The sequence below is a fragment of the Pseudomonadota bacterium genome (assembly GCA_039028155.1).
Taxonomy (GTDB): domain Bacteria; phylum Pseudomonadota; class Alphaproteobacteria; order SP197; family SP197; genus JANQGO01.
The window spans coordinates 73,314-94,469 of sequence record JBCCIS010000003.1 but is presented as its reverse complement, the minus strand read 5'-3'; the positions used below and the strand labels follow the sequence as shown (position 1 = coordinate 94,469).

Sequence of the window (21,156 nt, the reverse complement as noted above, 5' to 3'; positions counted from 1 at the left end):
GCGATCATTCGCCAGCAACGTGCGACACAGTTCCTAGACCTAGAAGTCCAAGCATCGCTCGTTGTTGTTTTCGCTCTTCTCCTCCACCTGATTGGTCGGCGCGTCAGCCTTGAGGCAAATCGTCTTGCCGTCGGGATCCTGGCCGAAGATGGCAAACTCCGCGTTCAGGGTCCGGTTGGCCACCTCGCCGGGTGCAAGCTGCTCATTGATCGGCATGTCTTCGAGCAGGGTATCGTTATGCTCAAGGACGATCCGGACGTTGAACGGTCCGGCGGCAGCGTCGCCTATGTTGCGCACACTAAAAGCGATCTTGACCTTGCATTTCTGCGTGGCATCAGATCCCAGGCAATCGATCTGGAAATCGAGGCGCTCGTCGATCACGAGGTCAGGCCGCTTTTCTCCTTCCAACTCAATGATCCGCTCCGCGACGCTGACAATCTCGATGTCGCTGTGGCGCGGTGGATCATCGTCACCCCCCACTGTCGCCGTGGTGTAAACGGAAGCGACATCAAGGCTTTCAGGGCTATGCACAACGAGAAACCCTTCGATGTATGGTTCTGGGAACTTGCCATCGAACAGGTTCTTTCGAACGTCTTCGCAATCGACTTTCAGTGCCTCGCCATAGCGCAGCGTATCGAGGCTTATCTCATACATCTCACCAGATACTTGCTCTTCTGGAGGGTACGCAAGAGCCAGCATCTTCTTGAACGTGACGGGTTCCCTGTTCGGGTTGCGAATGTTGACGATGGTCGCGTAGCGGCCAGGTGTGAGCCGGAACTCATCGGGATCGTCCTGAATGCCGCAGATGAACTTTGCGCTGTACTCGTGAATCTCCTCAAGTTGGGCGCGCCAAACCTGGTCGCGTATGAACTGCGTCGTCGCAAAATCGATCTCAACCACGGGATCGCCGTGTTTACCGTCCTCAAAGAAGGGGGAGTCACGAAAGCCGATCTGAATGTTGTCCCAATCGTTATGACCGGTGAGCGTGTCGGCCGCATCGTCATCCGGCGCTCCCGCGCCGGACTTATCGAGGCCGCAGCCTATGATGCCGAGGAAATTAAGGTCCGTCGGCGTTGCGGGATTGTCGTCAGCACTCCCGTCGAAATCCCAATCGATGGCGCCGGCGCCTAAGCCAACCGCCCAGTCATCGTTGAAATCGCCGTCATCGCCCTGATCGATACCATCCACGTCGCGAGGTGGGCCATAGAACGTAAGAAAAGCGCCATCCTGAATCCCGATTGTCTCATCCAGGTCGTCTTCAACGAGCGCGCCGGATGTCGGCAGGACCGACCGCGAATAGTCGAACTGTCCATATGGTTGCAGTCCGTCAGTGAACGTGTAGCTCATGACACTCAGATAGTTCGGCTTGCAGTTTCGATTGTCTCCACCGCCATGGCCCAGCCCGAGGGTGTGCCCCAATTCATGCATGAAGACGCCGGCATGGTCGTTGGTTGACCCGCCGCCGATAAAGCTGCCGAGCGAGACGATAAAGTCGTTGCCCACTTCGCCTGCGGATCCTTCGGCCGTGCCGCGCACGGAGCTACCTTCTTTCTGGTCGTGAACCCACAGATTGTAGCGAAATACGAGAGCCTTTGCGGCCAACGTGTCGGGGTTACCGCGCTCGGCCGGCGTACCGAAACTGGTCGCTTTGATATCGTCGAAACAGCCGCCATCCTCGAAGTCGCAGAACTGTTGATGCGGCAGGCCTTCGTTCACCTGGACCCATAGATTGATGCCGTTGCCTTGGGTCACCGGTGCGTTGTTGAAAGCCTGAACGATGAGGTCAAGCGCTTCGTCACGCGGCCGGTGCGAATGTGTACCGCCGTCGCAATCGTTGCCAGGGACGTTGCAATCGAAATAGTCGATCTCGACGAAGATATCCTTGCGGTTCGGGTCCGCGACCATCGGAACACCCCGATAGTCATCGCCGAGATCGGTCAAGTCCAGGTCGATGTCACCGTCGAGATTGACGTCAATGCCGGCTTGTTCCCAAAGGTCCGGAAGCGAGTCGCCGTCTGTATCGATCACGAAGACGCCAACGACAAACGGGACATCCGACGGCGTGCCTCCAGGGTTCCCCGTGGTGACGTGTAGGCGCGCCATGGCATCGACTGCGACGTCGCGTAGATTGGCGGCATCTTCGGGCAAACTGAACTTGGCGACAAAATCGCCGTTGGGATCGAAGACTTGGACGCGGTGATTGACACTACCGTCCGCGACGTAAACGTTCCCGGCATAGTCAACCGCAAGACCATTCGGTGCGATGAACTGTCCGTCGCCGAGCTCGAGCGGGCCGCCGCCATCCGGATCGACACAGCCAGCCGACGTATCCAGATTGCAGAAGCTGCCGAAGGCACGAAGAAAGCCGCCATCGGAATCAAAGACTTGAACCCGTCGATTTCCTAGATCGGCGACATAAATGTTGCCGGCGTTATCCACAGCGACGTCGCTGGGATTCTGGAACTGTCCATTGTTGGAACCCTCATTGCCGAACTTGAGAACGAAGTTGCCGTCGAGATCGAAGACCTGAACCCGATCATTTCCGGCTTCCACCGTCACGATTCGATCGTTCGGGGCAAAGGCGACACCGCTAACCTCGTCAAACTGCCCGTCACCGACCGCCAATGGCCCGCCTCCATCGGGGTCGATGCAGTCCGGCCCAGGAAGGGTCACCGCGATGCATTGGCTACCGAAAGTGTTGATCACGTTAAATTCGTAATCGAGGACAACGACCTGATTGTCGTCTTCATTCGCGACAAAGAGGCGCTCACCGGGGGCGAGTGCCACGTCGGTTACCTGATCGAATGTTATGAAGGGCGAGCCGTCGAAAAAAAGCGGGGACTGATCCACGAACGCGCCATCAATGTCGTACCGCAAAATTCGATTCTTCTGTCGGTCGGCAATAAAAACGTTCCCGGCGCCATCGATATCGATGCCCCTGGCGCCGCTGAACTCACCCTCATCATTCCCAGGCTCGCCGTAGTCCGCTACAGGGTCTTCGGCTGAACCCGGCGAGATCCATGCGAGAGTTACGACGGCGGCAAAGATTGGCATCATCCAGCGAGGGTCCATGGTCCTCTCCCGAGATTTGCGCCGCATTGGTTGCTACGGCAGCAAATCGCCCATCGGCGCTCGCTGAACACAGACTAGCACACGGCGATCGATTCGACAGCGCGGAGAATGACGCCGCCAACAGCCCTATCCAATGCTGAGCTGCGGCGTTTGAGGGCGCTGGCCGAAAGCCGCATGCCGCCGTGACGGTGCCGCGCCGCCCGAGCGTGCCCGGCCGACCAGACCCTCGGCCGCGTCCAATCGACGGGTCGCCGAAAACAGACGGCGGCGTGGCGAACTGAAACGGCAACGCATAAACGCAGGTCCAGACGACCACTAGAGGGTGGGTCGTGCTCAGCCCGGTCGCTTGGGAATGGTCCGGTCGATGCCGCGTGCGATCTCTTTGGCGGGGTCATAAAACGGCAACGGCACGATCTCGCACGATAGGCGTGTGCCGTCATGTGAGTCGAGCGCGAGCGTGCGGCCGACCCAATCGCCGGGTTCGTCGAACCGGACATAAGCGATGCCGGCGTTGAGGCTCGGCGACCAATGCTTGGCCGTCAGCTGGGCGACCTGTCTGTTTCCGTCATAGACGTCGGCACCTGGGGCAAACGTCAGGCCGAACCGCCCGAAATCTGCCCCGGCGTCACGACAGATCAGCCCCAGCAACAAACAGGTCTGATCCGCGTCCTGCAGCGCCTCACGGCCGATGAAGTCGGGCTTGTCGAGTTCGACAAAACGGCCCAGCCCCGCGGCAAACGGTGTCATGGTCGCATCCATGTCCGATCCGTTGTTGAGAATACCGGCTTCGACCCGCCGGATTCCCATGGCCACCGGGTTGCAGAACGCCAATCCGTGCGGCTCGCCCTTGGCGATCAGATGATCCCACAGGGCCGGACAGTCGGTCTTGTCGCCCTGCGTATAGACCTCGAACCCGAGTTCGCCGGTCCAGCCCGTGCGGGACACCAGGACTTTCTGGCCGCCCATATCGACCATGGCCGTGTGGAAGTAGCCGAGCCCTTGCCCGACCGCCCCGCCGGTCACGCTGTCGAGAACATCCAGCGATGTCGGGCCCTGAATCTGCAGCACCCAGGACTGCGGGTCCTTGATCTGGACGTCCAGGCCATAGGCATGAGCTTTGAGCCAAAGGTCGAACTCGCCATCGGCCACGACATACCAGAATCTATCGTCGGCTAGGCGTATCACCACGCCGTCCATAAGGATGCCGCCGTCGGGAAGGCACGCGACCGCATAGCGCGCGCGATTGACCTTCAGTGTCGCGATGGTGCGCGAGAAGATTGTCTCGAGAAGTCGCAGGCTGTCCGGTCCGGCGATCTCGATCGGACGTTCGGGAATGTCGAACAGACCAGCCTGCTGCCTCAAACGCCAGTAGTCGTCAGCCGGATCAACGTCTGTCATGAACGCGACGAGCCGGCCCGCGTAAACGGTGAACATGGCGTTTGGCGTGATGTGCTTGTCGAGGAAGGGCGAGCTTTCGAACCGGTCCGAGGCGACAGGAACGGAGGGGTGTGAGGTGATGTAGTCTGAGGTGAACATAGTCAGTCTCTGGCTTCGCGTTCGGTCCGCCGCGCTACTTCGGTGCCGTTCATCGGTTGATGACGAGGGCTTCTCCGGCAAGCACGCGGATCATTGGAGATCAGTAAGAGTCCTTCATTTCATGGTTGCGCGTGGCGTAGCGCAGAATCATCGTCGGAAACGCGTTGATGCCAAAGGCATGGTTCGCATTCTCCGCAGCGTCGCCGACGCGGCAGGCGCCGGTGTCGTGTTCGTTGACGTGGCAGTTCGGATCGTCGGGCGCGATACCGAAATGAGCCCGGATGGCATTGATCTCCGCATGCGAGTCGATCTGACCCGGCGGCACGTTGAGCGTCTCAGATATGTTGACCAGGCGCTCACCGGCGGCCGTGCGCGACAAGGAAATCTCCGACCGGCCTTCCGGCGCGCCGAAGTCGCCGAGCACCAGGTTCAATCCGCCGGTATCCCAGTCGTCATAGGTCGCGACATTGCCGGCGTTGTAACCCATGGCGATCAGGTGCTCGAAGGCCTCTCTTGGTGTCATGTCCAGTGTGACGCCCCTGATCGGCATCGAAGAGATTAACGCGGGGTCACGAACGATCTCCCCGGCCTCAGCCTGTGATCCCAGAAACATCGTAAAGACCGCCAACCATACGCAGCGTCGCGCCAAATGCATCGCAACTCCCCTCCAACAAGCGCGCAAGACACCGATAATGATAAGTGAACGCCACGGCCCTGCCTACCGGCCGCGGAACGGGGCTGGCGATGATGCGTACGGGCCGGACTGATCGGGTTGGCGCGTGGCATCGCGTCATCCTATGCTCTACCGCGTTGGCCGGGAGGGGAATGTCATGCGTGACTTGCGCATCTGCTTCGTGGGCGACAGTTACATCAACGGCTCCGGCGACGAAGCGGGGCTGGGCTGGATCGGACGTTTGTGCGAGCGGCGGTTCTCGGGTGCCTATCGCCTGACCTTCTATGATCTCGGCATCCGGGGCCAAACCACCGATGAGATCCGCGATCGCTGGAAAGATGAATGCCTGGCGCGTTTCTCCGAGGGCGCCGACAACCGTATCGTGCTCCAGTTCGGCATCAACGACGTCGCGGAGGTGAGGGGTGTTGGCCGCCGCGTCGCGGAGGATGCCTCCGTCGCGAACGCCGAAGCGATTGTCGGCGAGGCCCGTGACTTGGCGCCGGTCCTGTGGGTCGGTCTTCCGCCGGCAAACGTGGCGTGTTCGCCGATGCGCCCCAGCGAAGGTCTGGAGCTCGATTTCAAGCAGGAAACCGCCGTCGCGCTCAATCAGCGTTTCATGGCGTTGGCCGCCAAGCTCGGCGTGCCCTATCTCGACATTCAAACGCCGCTTCTGGCCGACCGCCGCTATAGGGAGAGCCTGACGCGAGGCGATCGGATGCACTGCGACGGATCCGGCTACGCCATCATGGCCGATCTCGTCGATGCGTGGCAGGCTTGGTCACGTTGGTTCGAAACAAACACCTTTGGCAGGGGCACGGGGGCCAGTTGAGAGGCGCCGAAGCGAGCCTGTTGCGGCGATGCGACGGAGAGCCTCTACCGCAAGGATGAACCGGAGGGCGGTGTTCTTGTCATCGATGTGGAATCCACATCCCAAGACGGCGACATCCTCACGGATATCGGCAGCGTGGCGTGCCAACTCGGTACGAGCGGAGATTTCGGCGACGAAATCGATCTCAGCGATCCCTTGCCGATCTCCGGCGACTTCGCTGTGGCTCTGCAGCGGCTCTGATTAATCGCGATCCGCTCTGGTCGCCTGAGACTGACCCTACTCGCGCAGCATCCTGCGGTCCTGCCATTTGCGCCAACCAACGACGAGCGGCAGGAACCACGGCGTGCCGTAATAGAAGGGGCGGGTCGGGAACGGCCGATCGTCCAGGGGTGTGGCCGAGGCGGGGTCGCCCGCGATGCGCAGCGCCGTCTGGTGGCCCAGATAGGTGCCCAGCGGCACGCCCACCGCGCACCAGCCGAGCGCGTAGTGGATGCCGTCATGGGTGCCGGTGTGCGGCAGCATGTCGAAGCTGAAGGCGACCTTTCCCGTCCAGCAGTGTGTGAGCTTGACGCCGTCGAGCGCCGGCACGACGCGTGTCATCTCCTGATAGAGGCGGCGCGCCTTGTCATGCAGATTGCCGAGCTCCTCGCCCGTCGTGCCGCCGAAGAGGATACGGGTGCCGTCTTCGTTCGGCCGGATCCAAATCGGCGTGTTGCAGATCTCCAGGAGCGGCCGACCCCGAGGCAGAATCGTCGCCATGAGCTCGGGCGTGATCGCCTCGGTGGCGACCATGAAGGCGGAGATCGGCACGACGCGACGGCGATGCCAGGGCAGCGCCTTAGGCGTGTAACCGTTGGTCGCCACGACGACATCGCGCGCCCGAATGGTCCCCCTGGGCGTGGCGACCGAGAACCCGCCACCTGATCGGTCGACCGACGTCGCTGGACAGTAGCCGATGACATCGGCGCCCTGGGCGCGGACCCGCTCGACCAGGCCGCGATGATAGAGGCCCGGATGGATGATGCCGTTGCCGCGCAGGATCTGGCCGCCGTGATAGATGTCGCTGGCGATCTCCTCATGCTGGCGCTCGGGCGGGATCATCTCCGCGTCGATGGGAACGCCGTCGGCGCGCATCATGTCGAGGTCTTTGGCGAGCTTGTCGTAGAAGCGCTTGGAGGGCGCCGCCAGAAACCGGCCGCTGTCGCGGTAGTAGCAGGTGATCTGCTCGTCGCGGATCAGGCCGGCGGCATAGTCGTGAGCGGTGACCGCCATGGTGGCGAGTTCCGCCGCCGCATCGCGACCGAGCTTGGCGGCAAGATCGCTGTACTTGAAGGCGAGGCCGCGCCCCAGATAGCCGGCATTGCGCGTGCTGGCGCCATGGCCGACCGCCTCGGCGTCCAGCACGACCGCCTTTCTGCCTAATCGCGCCAGGGAAAGCGCGCAGGAGAGCCCGACATTGCCGGAGCCGATGATAACCACGTCGGCCTCGGCCGGTGGCATCTGTTCGTCGGTCTCGTCGTGCGGCGCCAAGTCCCACCAGTAGGGCGTTTCCTTGAAACCGTCGGCAAAGAGGTCGGCCATGGTTCATCCCCCGCTGTTGTCGGTCATGGTAGCGCGATGTTGAGAGGCTGACACCCGCCTCGGCGCGAGTCCGCACGAGGCGAGCACGACATGTCGCGCCATTGAAGAACCGGTTACCTTGAACGCCTCTCGCGCAACCGCTCGATCACCACATAAAGGACCGGGACCAGCACGAGGCTAAGCACGGTCGCGACAATCATGCCGCCGAACACCGCGGTGCCCAGCGACTGGCGGGCCGCGGCACCGGCGCCGCTGGCGAGGACCAGCGGCAGCACGCCGATGATGAACGCGAAGGCTGTCATCAAGAGCGGCCGCAGGCGGATGCGGGCCGCCTCCAACGCCGCCTCCTCGATACCCAGACCGTCCTGGCGGCGGCGCCGCGCGAACTCGATGATCAGGATCGCGCCCTTGCTGGCCAGACCGATCAGCATCACCAGGCCGATCTGCGCATAGAGATCGTTGTCGAAGCCGCGCACATACTGCGCCACCAGGGCGCCGAACATGGCAAGCGGCACGGCCAGCAGCACCATCAACGGCATGATCCAGCTTTCGTACTGGGCGGCCAGGAAGAGGAAGGCGAACACCACCGCCAGCGCGAAGATCAGTGGCGCCACGTCGCCGGCCTGGAGTTCCTGATAGGCGTTGCCGGTCCATTCGTAGGTGTAGCCACGCGGCAGGCTCTGCTCGGCGACTTCCTCCATCGCGTCGATTGCCTCGCTCGAACTGTAGCCCTCGGCCGGCGAGCCGCTTATCTCCAACGCGCGGAAGAGGTTGTAGTGATAGATGGTCCGCGTGCCGACATCCGGATGCAGGGTCACCAGGGCGCTGAGCGGGACCATCTCGCCGGCCGCGTTGCGCACATAGAGTTGCCCGATGTTCTCCTGCGTTTGCCGCGCGTCGACATCGGCCTGCAGATAGACTTCATAGACGCGCCCGAAGATGTTGAAGTCGTTGACATAGGCGCCACCGAGGAAGGTCTGCAGCGCATCGAAGATATCGCTGATCGCCACGCCTTCAAGCATGGCCTTTTCGCGATCGAGGTCGATGTAGAGCTGTGGCGTGGTAGCCGAGTACTGGCTGAACAGCCCTTCCAGCTCTGGGCGCGCGTTGCCGGCCGCGATCAGGCTTGTCGCGATATCCTCCAAGTCGGCGATGGATCCGCCGGTCGTGTCCTCCAGTTCAAACTGAAAGCCGCCGGTCGGTGACAAACCGAAGATCGGTGGCGGGTTGTATGTCTGAAAAACGCCGCCGGGGATGTCGTCAAACTTGGCCTGGGCTTGGGCGATCAGCGACTCAACGTCCTCGTTGGCGTCGCTGCGGTCGCTCCAGGGTTTGAGCACGACAAACAGGTTGCCGATATTGGGCGCTGACGTGTTCGTCAGTGAATTGAAGCCGGCGAAGGTGATCACGCCCTCGATGCCGGGCATCCGGTGCAGGACTTCGTAGCCTTGGTTGACGACCTCCTGGGTCTTTCCAAGCGAGGTGCCTTCGGGCGTCTGCAGGCTGACGATGAAGTAGCCCTGATCCTCGTCGGGAATGAATCCGGCCGGGACGATCGTGAACATGAAAACGGTCGCGGCGAGCAGCCCGATGAAACCGAGCATCACCATTTTGCGATGGCGTACCAGCTTACCCACGGCCGTCTCGTAGCGTTTGGAGAACCAGGTAAAGCCGGCATCGAAGCGCTGTATCAGTTTGGGCTTCGGCTTGGCGCTACCGAGGAGGAGGCTGCACAAGGCCGGGCTCAGGGTCAGCGCATTGATCGCCGAGATCGCGACAGCCGCAGCAATGGTCAAGGCGAACTGTTGATAGAGCTTGCCGGACAAGCCTGGTATCAACGCGACGGGAATGAAGACCGCCATCAAGACCAGCGAGGTCGCGATGATGGGGCCGGTTACTTCGGCCATGGCACGCCGCGCCGCCACCTTCGGGTCCTTCTCGCCCAATTCGATGTGCCGTGAGACGTTCTCGACCACCACGATCGCGTCATCCACCACCAACCCGACGGCAAGCACGAGGCCGAACAGGGTCAGCAGATTGATTGAGAAGCCGAGCGCCAACATCATGCCGAACGTGCCGACAAGACACACCGGGATGGTGATCAGCGGAATCAGCGCGGAACGCAGGCTGGGCAGAAAGATGACAACGACGATGATGACGAGAAAGATCGCCTCGCACAGTGTGACGATCACATCGTGGATCGCTTCGCGGTCAAACTCCGTGGTGTCGTAGAGGACGCGGTACTCCAGGCCTTCCGGAAAGTCCTTCGATAAGTCGGCCATCAGGGCACGTACGCCCGTCGCCAGCGCCAAGGCGTTGGCGCCCGGCAGCTGCGAGATGGCAAGCCCGACGCTCTGCCCACCGTCGAGATGTGAGGTGAACGTGTAGTCTTCTGCCCCCAGCTCCACACGCGCCACGTCTTTCACGCGGATGATCGCGTTGTCGTCACCGGTGCCAAGGATGATGTTCTCGAACTGCTCAGGTGTCTCCAGTCGCCCCAGTGTCGTCAGCATCAGCTCGAACTTCTGGTCCGATGGCGCCGGTGGCTCACCAATGGCACCGGCGGCAACCTGCTGGTTCTGATCGGTGACGGCGTCGAAGACGTCACCGGCGGTCAGGCCCAGGCTGGCAAGCTTCTGCGGGTCGAGCCAGATGCGCATGGCGTAAAGCCGTTGCCCCCACACCTGAACCTTGCCGACGCCTGGAATCCGCTTCAGCCGTTCGTAGATGTGGATGTCGGCGTAGTTCGACATGAACAGACTGTCGAATGTGCCGTTAGGCGAGATAAGGTTGACGACGATGGTCAGATCCACCGCCTCTTTGGTGACGTTCACGCCTTGCGCCACCACCTGGTCGGGCAGGTTCGACATCGCGGTCGATACACGTTTGTCGACGTCGATATTGGCGATGTTGAGATCGTAACCTTCCTCGAACGTGACCGTGATGTTGGAGGTGCCGTCGTTGGAGCTGGTCGACGACATGTAGACCATGCCCTCAACGCCGTTGATCACCTCTTCCAGCGGCGTGGTCACGGCCTCTTCGACCACGTCGGCGCTGGCGCCGGTGTAGGTGGCGTTGACGACGACGGTCGGCGGCACGACCTCCGGAAACTCGCCCACCGGCAGGACCGGGATCGCGATCAAGCCTGCCAGGACAAAGATAATCGCGATGACGGAGGCGAAGATCGGCCTGTCGATGAAGAAATTGCTCACCATGACACGCCATCAGATAGGCCGGTCACACATGGCTGTCGCTGGCGAAGGGGCATTCAGCCCTCGACGGGTTCTGAGGGTTGGTCTCGTTCTATCCGCACCGTCGTGCCGGATCTAACCTTCTGCAGGCCTTTTACGATGACGGTCTCGCCGGCCTCGAGGCCCTCTTCGATGATGCGCCGGCCCTCATAGAGGCGTCCTATCTTGACCCGCCGCATCTGGGCTTTGTCTTCTTCATCGACAACAAAGACGTAGAAGCCCGCCTGATCCTGGCCGACCGCTTCGGCCGGCACCGTCACCTGGTCGGGCTGTTCGGCCAATTCGATACGGACGACGGCATACTGCCCCGGCCGCATCGTGTCGTCGGGATTGGGAAACGCCGCGCGGAAGGCGATCGTGCCCGTCAACGGATTGAAGCCGGGGTCGACGAAGTCGAGAAGCGCCATGTGCGGGTGTTTCGTGCCGTCCAACAGTTCGATCGTTACCGGCAGATCATCGTAGATGTCCCGGTGCTCGCGAAAGCTCAGGTACTGGGCTTCGCTGAGGCTGAGATAGATATACATCGGATCCATCTGCACCAGCTCCGCCAGGACGGTCTCGCCGCCGGTGACGACATTGCCGACGTCTTGCAAGATCCTGCCGACGCGACCGTCGATCGGCGCCTGGACGGTGGTGAACGCCAGATTGAGTTGCGCGTTCGCTACCGCGGCCGCGCTGCTGTCGTAGGTGCCTTGCGCCTCCTGGGCGGTAGCGGTCGCCTGATCAACACGTTCCGGCGCGACCGTGCCGTCCTGCGCCAGTTCCGTCATGCGTTGCAGCTGCTTGTTCGCGAACGCCAGACTGCCGCTGTCCTTGGCTTGCTGGCCAAGCAACTGCTCGAGCTCGAGTTCGTAGGGTCTTTGATCGATGACGAACAGTGTGTCGCCCCTGGCGACATCGCTGCCTTCGACAAAGTTGCGTGTTTCGATATGGCCGTCGACCAGCGCCTGAATCTCAACGGTGATGGATGCTTCCGTGCGACCGGTCAGCTCAAGATAGAGCGGCACCGTCTCCAGGATTGCCTCAGTTACGATAACCTTTGGCGGCTCCGCGGTCTTGGCCTCGGACTCCTGATCGTCACACCCGGCGGCCAGTACCAGCAACAGAGGAAGGATCGACAGGCGACGCGGACTGATACCCCACATACGTTGCACAGGCTCCCCCACCTCGCTACCGGCGGTGTCAAGCTTACGGTGTCCTGTCGTTGACCGGCAACCGCTAACTCGGCGCCGAGCGCGTCGCCAGAGGCCGCCGAGCGCGAACGCAGGGTGTTCACGTTGGGCTTCCGCTTCTCCGCGACTTTGGGGTAAAAGGCGCGCGCGGCCTGAGCCGCACCACACACAAACACATCGTTGAAGCAGGAGCGCGCCTTGGCGGCTTATCAATACGTTTATGTCATGAAGGGTCTCACGAAGACCTATCCCGGTGGGCGCGAGGTGTTGAAGGACATCTGGCTGAGTTTCCTGCCGGGTGCGAAGATCGGTGTCCTCGGCCCCAACGGCGCCGGCAAGTCGACCCTGATGAAGGTCATGGCCGGCATCGAGACCGAGTTCAACGGTGAGGCCTGGGCCGCCGAGGGCGTCAAGGTCGGCTATCTGCCCCAGGAACCGGAGCTTGATGACTCCAAGGACGTCATGGGTAACGTCATGGAGGCAATGGCCGAGACCAAGGCGCTGCTGGATCGGTTCAACGAAGTGGCGCTGAAGTTCGCCGAGCCGATGGACGACGACGAGATGGCGGCGCTGATCGAGGAGCAGGGCGAACTGCAGGAGCAGATCGACGCGGTCAACGGGTGGGATCTCGAGCGCACGCTGGAAATCGCCATGGACGCGCTGCGCCTGCCGCCGGGCGACGCGGCCGTGACCAATCTGTCCGGCGGCGAGCGGCGCCGCGTCGCGCTGTGCCGACTGTTGCTGCAGAAACCCGATCTTCTGCTGCTGGACGAGCCGACCAACCATCTGGACGCCGAGTCCGTCGCCTGGCTGGAGCGCCACCTGGAGGACTACGAGGGTACGGTCGTCGCCGTCACCCATGACCGCTACTTCCTGGACAATGTCGCCGGCTGGATCCTGGAACTGGATCGCGGCCAGGGCATTCCCTATGAAGGCAACTATTCCGGCTGGCTCGATCAGAAGCAGAAACGCTTGGAGCAGGAAGGCCGCGAGGAGGCGGCGCGCCGCCGCGTGCTGCAGCGCGAACTGGAATGGGTGCGCGAAAGCCCGCGCGCCCGCCAGGCCAAGGGCCAGGCGCGTCTGAACGCCTATGAGAATCTGCTCGCCGAAAGCCAGCAGCGCGACGAAGGTCCGTCGCGCGGTCGCATCGTCATTCCGCCCGGCCCGCGCCTGGGCGATCTGGTGATCGAGGCCGATCATTTGAACAAGGCGTTCGGCGACAAGTTCCTGATCGACGACCTGTCGTTCAAGCTGCCGCCGGCCGGCATTGTCGGCGTGGTCGGGCCGAACGGCGCCGGCAAGACGACCCTGTTCCGCATGATCGCCGAACAGGAGACGCCGGACAGCGGCGCCCTGCGCATCGGCGACACGGTGAAGCTGGGTTATGTCGATCAATCGCGGGCCGATCTGAAGGCCGACGCCAATGTGTGGGAAGAGATTTCTGGTGGCGCCGACACGATCCAGATGGGCAAGCGCGAGGTGCCGAGCCGGGCCTATGTCGGCGCGTTCGGTTTTCGCGGCGCCGACCAGCAGAAGAAAGTCGGCCAGCTGTCCGGTGGTGAGCGCAACCGCGTGCACTTGGCGAAGGTGCTGACGTCGGGCGCGAACCTGTTGATGCTGGACGAACCGTCGAACGATCTGGATGTCGACACGCTGCGCGCGCTGGAAGACGGGCTAGCCGAGTTTGCCGGCTGCGCCATCGTCATCAGCCATGATCGCTGGTTCCTGGACCGCATCGCGACCCACATCCTGGCTTTCGAGGGCGACAGCCATGTCGAGTGGTTCCAGGGCAACTACGAAGCCTATGAGGAAGACCGGCGCCGGCGCCTGGGCGCGGAGGCCGACCAGCCCCATCGCATCAAGTACAAACCATTGACACGATGAGGGTCGTTCACCCGCTGAGGCCGCGCGCGATGCACGCATGAGCGTGGCGGGTAACGGACGGGCAGGCGGCACCGGCCTGATCCTGCTGATGGCCTATCTGACCGGTATCGGTCAGTTGGCGCTGAGCCTCTACCTGCCGTCGCTGCCGGCAATCGCCGACGACTATGGTGTGCCCGACGCCCAGGTCCAGCTGACGTTCACGCTTTTCATTCTGATCTTCGCGGTCGTGCAGTTGATCGTCGGGCCGTTATCCGATCGCTACGGACGTCTGCCGGTGCTGCACGCGGGCCTGATCGTCTTCAGCGTGGCAAGTCTGGTCTGCATGATCGCGCCAACGGTCGAGATCCTGATCGCCGCGCGCATCGTCCAGGCCTTCGGCGCCTGCGTCGCGCCGACCTTGAGCCGCGCCATCGTGCGCGATCGCTATGAGGGAGCGGAGTCCGCGCGCGTGCTGGCCGCCATCGGCATGGTCATGGCGTTGGCGCCGGCCTTCGGGCCGACCGCCGGCGGCTTTATCGCGACCTGGTTTGGTTGGCGTACTGTGTTCGGCGTCCTGACCGCGCTCGGGCTGTTGAGCATTGTATTCGTCTACCTGTCGCTCGACGAGACGCTGCCCCGGGATCGCCGGCGGCGCGCGCAGATCACCTCGATTGTCGCGCGGTACTTTTCCTTGTTGCGGGACAGCCGGTTTCTGGCGCCGGCGCTGGTGGTCGGTTTTGGTATGGCGGGCCTGGGTGGCTACATCGCCGGGGCGCCATTCGTCTTTATCCGCCTACTCGACGTATCGCCCCAGGTCTTCGGCATGTTCTCCATGCTGAATGTCGGCAGTTTCGCCTTGGGCAGCGCCATTGCGACGCGTCTGACGGGCCGCGTCTATTCGGTCACCGTCATGATTGCGATTGGCTCCGCCTTGTCGGCGCTTAGCGGCATTGTCTTGATCATCACGATGGCGCTGGGGTTTTGGTCGGTCTTGTCTATCCTGGCGCCCATGGCCTTTTACTTTGTCGGCATGGGCCTTTCGATGCCCAACGCCATGGCCGAAGCCATCAACCGCTATGCGGACGATGCCGGTCTGGCATCGGCCTTGCTGGGCTTCCTGCAGTTCGGCGGCTGGGCAGGCGCGAGCCTGGCAGTCGGCGCGTTGGGTACTGGTACGCCGGTGCCGTTGGCGGCGGTCGTTTGTGCCGTTGGCCTGGGCATGCTGGCCGCCGCGCTGCTCATTCTGGCGCGCCGTGCGCCGGGAACGTGACAGCGTCCGTGCGCCCGACACCACACACTGACTGGCCCATGGTGGTCGAGGTGCATGGCGAACTCGTCAGCGTGGAGGAACCGTCGGGTGACATCAGGCGCTGTGCCGTCTCGCCGGATGCGCCGTTCTTTCCGGTGATCGGCGACCGCGTCGTGGTCGACGAGGATGGGCCGCGCGGCCGACCGGTGGTGGTCGACGCCGCGCCGCGCCAAAATCGTCTGGCACGGTTGCGCCATGACCGGACGCGCCGTTCCGACGCGGGTGCGGAGGAGCACGTGCTGGCCGCCAACATCGATCTCGCCGTCATCGTCGTCGCCGCCAAACGTCCGCCGTTTCACCCCCGCCTGATCGACCGCTACCTCGTGCTCTGCCAATACGGCGGCATCGACGCGGCGGTTGCCGTCAACAAGGCGGATCTGACCGACGATCTGCCCGATCTCTCGATCTACCGCGATCTCGGCCTGCCGATCGTCGAGGTGTCAGCCAAGACCCATCGCGGCTTGGATGAGTTAAGGCGCCTGATCGACGGCAAGCTGGTGGTCTTCGCCGGCCACAGCGGTGTCGGCAAGTCGTCGCTGGTCAATGCCCTGGTCGGTGAGGCGGCGGCCGAGACGGCGGAGGTCGGCGGCAAGCGCGGGCAGGGGCGTCACACGACGTCCGTCGCGACCTTGCACTGGCTGGACGACGAAACCGGCGTCGTCGATACGCCTGGCGTACGCTCGCTCGCCATGACCGGCATCAGCCCGCAGGAGCTGGCCGGATACTTCCCGGAGTTCCTCGACTTGATCCCCGCATGCCGGTTCCGCGACTGCACACACGATCACGAACCCGGTTGCGCCGTTCGTGAGGCCGCTGAGGCGGGCGAGATTCCGCCGGCGCGTTACGACAGCTACCTACGCTTGCTGCGCGACGACTAGTCATCATTGGCCCATACCGATGGCTAACCGCTGGTTGCGTATCCGCCGCCGGGCGCCTCAGGGTTGGATCAAACAGTCAAGCGATTCCATCCAGACACAATCTGCTCTAGGCTGCTGTCAAAGGGGAGGGGGTGCCCGTGGATCTTTCTGTCGTTAGTGTTCCTATGGTCGTGAACCTTTTGGTCCTGATGCTCATCGGCATGGGACCGAAAATCGCGCTGGTTCCGTTTCTAGAGAAAACCAAACATCTTGAGGCGCACCAGCAGCGTGAAGTCGGCGTCAAGATGGTCAAGACGGCCTTCATCACGGCGATCGTGCTGTTTGCATGCGGCGCGTTGCTGATGCGGCTTCTGCACATTTCCGGCGGCGCCATCAGCATCGCGGGCGGAATCATTCTGTTGATCCTGGCGCTCGGCATGTTCGCTGGACCCGGCAAGAAAAAGGAAGAAGGGGCCGAGGACGAGCCGACTGATATCAACAGCATGGCGGTCTACCCGCTGGCCATACCCTATCTGCTCAATCCGGTCGGCATCGCGGTCTTGATCATCGCGTCCGGCGAGGTCGGCTCGATCTGGGCGGTGCTGGTTGTCCTTGCCGTCATTATCGTGATTGCCGGGTTCGACTACCTGATCTTCAGCAATATCGACAAACTCTCGAAGCGGCTCAAACCGACAACGCTGGTCATCTCGGAGGTCGTCTTCGGCATCCTGTTGATCGCGCTCGCCGTCGAAATGGTCGTCGCCGGCCTCGGCCGCTTCGGCATCATCGAAGCGGTGCATCACTGACCAGTCAAGGACTCACCCGATTAGCGACGGTCAGGAAGGAAGTCGTCGGGGTGGGATGGTTGGCGTGACGCAACCCGCAGCAGGCGACTAAGAAGCGCGGCGTATCCGCGCGCGTCATCGATGGCACGATGGGTGTGTTCGTGTTCACCAAGCCATGCCTTCGGAATGTCGATGTCGCCGTGGGGATCGGTTCGATTGAAAACGCCGGAGATGTAGGAGCCAATATCGAGTGCACCCGACGTGAAGATGCATCGTCCCCAATAGGGAACGTCTAGGAGGTAGGTGTCGGTGTACTCCCGCAGGTAGGCATCGATCCAGCTTCCGTCAAAGGCGAGAGGCCGTGCTGCAAACGAGCGCGGACCATCAAAGCTCTCAACCCAGTCGGCAAATGCTGTCATGACCTCCCGCGGCGGCTGCGGATCCGCTGTTGCGGCTTTCCACGCTTCCGGCTGAGACCGCCAGAAGGTCATGGTCTGGTGATTCGGCTGTTTATCAGGTCGGGGCTCGAGGACTGCTTCGAACGTGCCGCAAATCTCACCATCTTCGCGCACGACGACGGTCGCGAAGCTGAGCATCGAGTTGTCTAGGGGCGAAGGCCCGTCGCTCTCGATATCGGTGACAAAGTAGTGTGCGAGCCGTTTGATCTTCGACCTGCTTTGGCAAGCGTACGAAGCCGTCCTACCGCGCGCGGGGCATGGTGGCAAAGCGGCCGAGGTCGACGCGGGTTTCAGGCGGCAGGTTGACCGCCGCCTCCAGAAGCGCGGCGTGCATGGTCTCCTGCATGGTGGTGCTTTGGCGTCTGAGTTCGGCGAGCGCGGCCGCGGCGGCTTCCGCATCGAACGGCTCCGCCAGCATGACGTCCGATACCGCGTGACGGGCGTCGCGCAGGCTGTCCATGGCTTCGTGGACCTTGTCGCGGTTGTTCTCGAAAACCGCCAAGACGGCTTCGCGCTGCTCGTCGGGCAGGTCGTGCACCAGGCGCGTCACGGAGAACTTCGGGCCCATGTGCTGGTCATAGACCCATCGCGCGCCCATCCAGCCGATCAGGAAAAAGTTGAACGCCAGCGACACGACGAGCACGACGCCCAGGACCTTTGTCCATCGCCCCAACCCGTTCATAGCGTCAATCCGTCTTCGGCGTGCTGGCCGAACACGAAGTCGGTCAGGTCGACGGTCGAGGGGTTGTCTTCCATCAGGCCGACGAAGATGCCGAGGCCGGCGGCGAATAGAAGCGCCGCGGCGGTCTTCAGCAGCGGGGTGACGATGCGCGGGTTTTCGGTCTGCTCCATCATATCGATGTCAGCCGCGATGCGTTCGGCCAAACCGTCGCTGGCGCCTTCCACTCGCCAGGCGTTCAGCGCCCGGTCGAGCTCGCGCTCGCTCAACAGACCATGGATGTTGTTTGTCTCGTTCATTGTTGTTTCCGTTACTCGCGAAGGCCGGCCAAACTGACGCGCAGGCTGCGCCTGGCCCGGACCAATAATTGCTCAACCGCTCCTACAGTCAATTCCATCACGCTCGCCGCTTCCGCGTTGCTCATGCCTTCATAGAAGCACAAGACGAGCGCCGTCTTCTGTCGTTCCGGCAGTTCCTGGATGGCATCCTGGACCGCGTCGGACACCCCCTTGGCCGCCAGCCCGTCGAAGGCGCTTGGCGCCTCATCGACGGTATCCTCGGGCACCTCGCCCCCATAGCGTTTGTTCTTGCGCGCATGGTCGATGCAAAGATTGACGACCACGCGGTAGAGCCAGGTCGATACCCGGGCGCGGCCCGATTCCCAGCGCGGTGCGTGCCGCCACAAACGCATCATGGCGTCCTGGGCGACGTCTTCGGCTTCGCTCTGGGCACCACCCAGGCTGCGCCGCGCGATCGTCACGCAACGGTCCAGGTGCCTTTCGACCAGCCCGGCAAAGGCTTCGCGGTCACCTTCGCCGGCCAGCTTCATGAGTTCGTCGTCGTCCAAGCCTAGCATGATAAAGCGTTGAGACGACAAGGAAAACTGCTGTTGGACGACGTCCTCCGGCGGAGTTGCCACGATTTGTATGTTCGTCGCCAAATCCATGATTACTGATGATACGTAGAGTCGATGGGCGTCCTACGCGGGGTCCAAAAGATTGAACACATGTCCAATCTGCTCTAGTTTAAGACGCAGCGGGACTACGGTTCGTGAGGAGGGCTATGAACCGTCAGCAGACAGTGCTTCTGGTCGAAGACACGCCACCCTTGGCGCGTGTCTACAAGGAGTACTTGCGCTTCGAGCCCGTCTCCGTTGAACACGTCGAAACCGGCGAGGCGGCGTTTTCGTCAATCGACAAACAGGCGCCGGACGCGGTCCTTCTCGATCTCAGACTGCCCGACATCGATGGCTTGGAAATCTTGCGCTGGATCAAGCAACGCCAGTTGCCGTGCCCCGTCGTCATCATCACCGCCCACGGCTCGGTCAGCGCGGCGGTCGAGGCGATGCGCGACGGCGCGTACGATTTCCTGGTCAAACCGTTCAGCCAAGAACGCCTGATCGTCACGTTGCGCAACGCGCTGGAGCGGCGCGAACTGCAGCGTCTGGTCGACGGCATGACGAGCGAGACACGACACAGCTCCTTCGCCGGCTTCATCGGTTCGTCGATGGAGATGCAAAGCGTCTACGCGACCATTCAAAGCGCCGCGCCCAGTCAGGCATCGATCTTCATTACCGGTGAGAGCGGCACCGGCAAGGAGCTGTGCGCCGAGGCGATTCACCATCTAAGTGAGCGCTCCGACGGGCCGTTCATGGCGCTCAATTGCGCGGCAATACCGCGCGACCTTCTGGAGAGCGAGCTGTTCGGCCATGTGAAAGGCGCGTTTACGGGCGCGGTTTCCAATCGCGACGGCGCGGCGACCTTGACCGATGGCGGCACGCTGTTCCTGGACGAGATCTGCGACATGGCGCCGGCGCTGCAGGCCAAGCTGTTGCGTTTCGTGCAAACCGGAACGTTCCAGCAGGTCGGCTCAAGCCGGTCGGAGCGGGTCGATGTGCGTTTTGTCTGCGCGACCAACCGCAATCCCTTGAAGGAGGTCGAGAGCGGCCGGTTCCGCGCCGACCTCTATTACCGCCTGCATGTCATTCCGATTCACCTGCCGCCGCTCAACCGGCGTGACGACGACGTCATCGACATTGCCGAAAACTTCCTGCGTGAGTTCGCGCGCCAGGAAAGCAAACCGTTCGCGCGGTTGGACGCCAGCGTGCGCGATCTCTTCCGTGCCTATTCATGGCCGGGCAATGTCAGGGAATTGCAGAACATCATCCGTAACGTGGTAGTCTTGAACACCGGCGAGGTCGTGACGCGCGAGATGCTGCCGCCTCCACTGGACGGCTCGGCCGGGCTGCCGCAGCCGGCCAACGATCCCTTGCGCAAACGCAGGGCCGATGCCGCACCTGGTGATTTGACGGACGTCGATATCCGTCCGCTGCACGAGGTCGAACGCGAGGCGATCGAAGCAGCTCTGCGTCTAAGCGAGGGCAACGTGCCACGCGCCGCCGCGCTGCTGGAGATCAGTCCGTCGACCGTCTACCGCAAGCTGCAAAGCTGGAACGAAGGGACGAACGCGGTCTAGAGCCGGCCTACCCTAGGGCGAACAGCCGAACTCGATCGCCAGGCCGGCTAGGTCGTCACGAGTTCGAAGAAGATCGGGTTGAAAGAGGTCGTCTGTACATGTTGATGCACTGGCGTCGGAGAGTGCTTAAGCCACTACCCACCGCGTACAAATCGGCAACTTAGAAGTTTGTAGATTAATCGTAGCAGTAAGATTGAAGCTAGGTTTGCCAAAAACAGCGGAATGAAGTTTCTTGAGAAGTACTTGACCTCCCATATGAAACCTTCCCAAGTAATAAACCCATAGTGATAGATCCATATTCCGTCAAATTTTAGCGCTTCGTTTCCTTCCAGAGACCTCATCGCTATAATTGATACGCTTATCGTAACAAATATGATAAGCGCGATAATGTAGTATGCACAGAAAGCGATTGCAAAGTTTAAGTGTCGATAAACGATTAGTAAGATTTTATTGGATAAATAGAAAGCTAGAAGCGACCAAACGGCATGCCCCAAAGTATCTAGTACATAGTATGGATGGTATTTTCCGGCGACCCAGTATGTCCAAACAGCAAAGAAAAAACTCGCGATAAAGAAATAGACCAAGTGTTCATACCAACGCCCTAACGGCGCGACAC

The 21,156-nt window shown here is 61.9% G+C and carries 18 protein-coding genes; 8 read left to right on the top strand and 10 right to left on the bottom strand.

Features of this window, described 5'->3' with window-relative positions; genetic code table 11:
* Nucleotides 1-39: 39 nt before the first annotated feature.
* Nucleotides 40-2,625, bottom strand: a complete 2,586-nt coding sequence (locus tag AAF563_02670) for a CARDB domain-containing protein (protein ID MEM7120152.1) — start codon at nucleotides 2,623-2,625, stop codon at nucleotides 40-42.
* A gap of 57 nt (nucleotides 2,626-2,682) precedes the next feature.
* Here AAF563_02670 and AAF563_02665 point away from each other — a divergent pair, with 57 nt between their 5' ends.
* A complete protein-coding gene (locus AAF563_02665; GenBank protein ID MEM7120151.1) occupies nucleotides 2,683-3,006 on the top strand; it encodes a hypothetical protein in 324 nt (107 codons plus the stop codon).
* A gap of 399 nt (nucleotides 3,007-3,405) precedes the next feature.
* Here AAF563_02665 and AAF563_02660 read toward each other — a convergent pair whose 3' ends face one another.
* Nucleotides 3,406-4,608: an aminomethyltransferase family protein gene (locus tag AAF563_02660; protein ID MEM7120150.1), complete on the bottom strand. Its 1,203-nt coding sequence runs from the start codon at nucleotides 4,606-4,608 to the stop codon at nucleotides 3,406-3,408.
* Between the two features lie 100 nt (nucleotides 4,609-4,708).
* Nucleotides 4,709-5,131 (bottom strand): hypothetical protein, encoded by a 423-nt coding sequence (locus AAF563_02655; GenBank protein ID MEM7120149.1) that lies wholly within the window; start codon nucleotides 5,129-5,131, stop codon nucleotides 4,709-4,711.
* A 307-nt stretch (nucleotides 5,132-5,438) separates the two neighbouring features.
* Between AAF563_02655 and AAF563_02650 the strand changes: the two genes are divergently transcribed.
* The gene (locus AAF563_02650; protein ID MEM7120148.1) at nucleotides 5,439-6,110 is read left to right on the top strand and encodes a GDSL-type esterase/lipase family protein; all 672 of its coding nucleotides are present in this window, start codon (nucleotides 5,439-5,441) and stop codon (nucleotides 6,108-6,110) included.
* An 87-nt stretch (nucleotides 6,111-6,197) separates the two neighbouring features.
* Nucleotides 6,198-6,350, top strand: coding sequence for a hypothetical protein (locus AAF563_02645; protein MEM7120147.1), 153 nt, complete (start codon nucleotides 6,198-6,200; stop codon nucleotides 6,348-6,350).
* A 36-nt stretch (nucleotides 6,351-6,386) separates the two neighbouring features.
* Here the strand turns inward: AAF563_02645 and AAF563_02640 are convergent, their stop codons facing one another.
* From AAF563_02640 to AAF563_02630, 3 genes are all read right to left on the bottom strand, one after another.
* Nucleotides 6,387-7,691 (bottom strand): FAD-binding oxidoreductase, encoded by a 1,305-nt coding sequence (locus AAF563_02640; GenBank protein MEM7120146.1) that lies wholly within the window; start codon nucleotides 7,689-7,691, stop codon nucleotides 6,387-6,389.
* Between the two features lie 113 nt (nucleotides 7,692-7,804).
* Nucleotides 7,805-10,906, bottom strand: a complete 3,102-nt coding sequence (locus AAF563_02635; protein ID MEM7120145.1) for a multidrug efflux RND transporter permease subunit — start codon at nucleotides 10,904-10,906, stop codon at nucleotides 7,805-7,807.
* A gap of 53 nt (nucleotides 10,907-10,959) precedes the next feature.
* Nucleotides 10,960-12,087, bottom strand: coding sequence for an efflux RND transporter periplasmic adaptor subunit (locus tag AAF563_02630; protein MEM7120144.1), 1,128 nt, complete (start codon nucleotides 12,085-12,087; stop codon nucleotides 10,960-10,962).
* A gap of 225 nt (nucleotides 12,088-12,312) precedes the next feature.
* Between AAF563_02630 and ettA the strand changes: the two genes are divergently transcribed.
* From ettA to AAF563_02610, 4 genes are all read left to right on the top strand, one after another.
* On the top strand, nucleotides 12,313-13,998 hold the full coding sequence (gene ettA, locus AAF563_02625) for an energy-dependent translational throttle protein EttA (GenBank protein ID MEM7120143.1): 1,686 nt from the start codon (nucleotides 12,313-12,315) through the stop codon (nucleotides 13,996-13,998).
* A gap of 37 nt (nucleotides 13,999-14,035) precedes the next feature.
* The gene (locus AAF563_02620) at nucleotides 14,036-15,247 is read left to right on the top strand and encodes a multidrug effflux MFS transporter (GenBank protein MEM7120142.1); all 1,212 of its coding nucleotides are present in this window, start codon (nucleotides 14,036-14,038) and stop codon (nucleotides 15,245-15,247) included.
* 8 nt (nucleotides 15,248-15,255) lie between these two features.
* Nucleotides 15,256-16,164 (top strand): ribosome small subunit-dependent GTPase A, encoded by a 909-nt coding sequence (gene rsgA, locus AAF563_02615; GenBank protein ID MEM7120141.1) that lies wholly within the window; start codon nucleotides 15,256-15,258, stop codon nucleotides 16,162-16,164.
* Between the two features lie 137 nt (nucleotides 16,165-16,301).
* On the top strand, nucleotides 16,302-16,949 hold the full coding sequence (locus tag AAF563_02610) for a MarC family protein (protein ID MEM7120140.1): 648 nt from the start codon (nucleotides 16,302-16,304) through the stop codon (nucleotides 16,947-16,949).
* Nucleotides 16,950-16,969: 20 nt separating this feature from the next.
* Here AAF563_02610 and AAF563_02605 read toward each other — a convergent pair whose 3' ends face one another.
* Genes AAF563_02605 through AAF563_02590 form a run of 4 tightly spaced genes read right to left on the bottom strand, consistent with a single transcriptional unit; the run spans nucleotide 16,970 to nucleotide 18,984 of the window.
* Entirely contained in the window at nucleotides 16,970-17,653 is a 684-nt protein-coding gene (locus AAF563_02605; GenBank protein MEM7120139.1) for a 3'-5' exoribonuclease, read from the bottom strand.
* Nucleotides 17,628-18,068 carry a periplasmic heavy metal sensor gene (locus tag AAF563_02600; GenBank protein ID MEM7120138.1) on the bottom strand — a complete coding sequence of 147 codons (441 nt, stop codon included), beginning with the start codon at nucleotides 18,066-18,068 and terminating at the stop codon, nucleotides 17,628-17,630. The genes AAF563_02605 and AAF563_02600 overlap by 26 nt, the downstream gene beginning before the upstream one ends.
* A complete protein-coding gene (locus AAF563_02595; protein MEM7120137.1) occupies nucleotides 18,065-18,364 on the bottom strand; it encodes a hypothetical protein in 300 nt (99 codons plus the stop codon). The genes AAF563_02600 and AAF563_02595 overlap by 4 nt, the downstream gene beginning before the upstream one ends.
* An 11-nt stretch (nucleotides 18,365-18,375) precedes the next feature.
* A complete protein-coding gene (locus AAF563_02590) occupies nucleotides 18,376-18,984 on the bottom strand; it encodes an RNA polymerase sigma factor (GenBank protein MEM7120136.1) in 609 nt (202 codons plus the stop codon).
* Nucleotides 18,985-19,127: 143 nt separating this feature from the next.
* On the opposite strand from AAF563_02590, the gene AAF563_02585 reads away from it, so the two are divergent.
* A complete protein-coding gene (locus tag AAF563_02585) occupies nucleotides 19,128-20,540 on the top strand; it encodes a sigma-54 dependent transcriptional regulator (GenBank protein MEM7120135.1) in 1,413 nt (470 codons plus the stop codon).
* The last annotated feature ends 616 nt before the right edge of the window (nucleotides 20,541-21,156 follow it).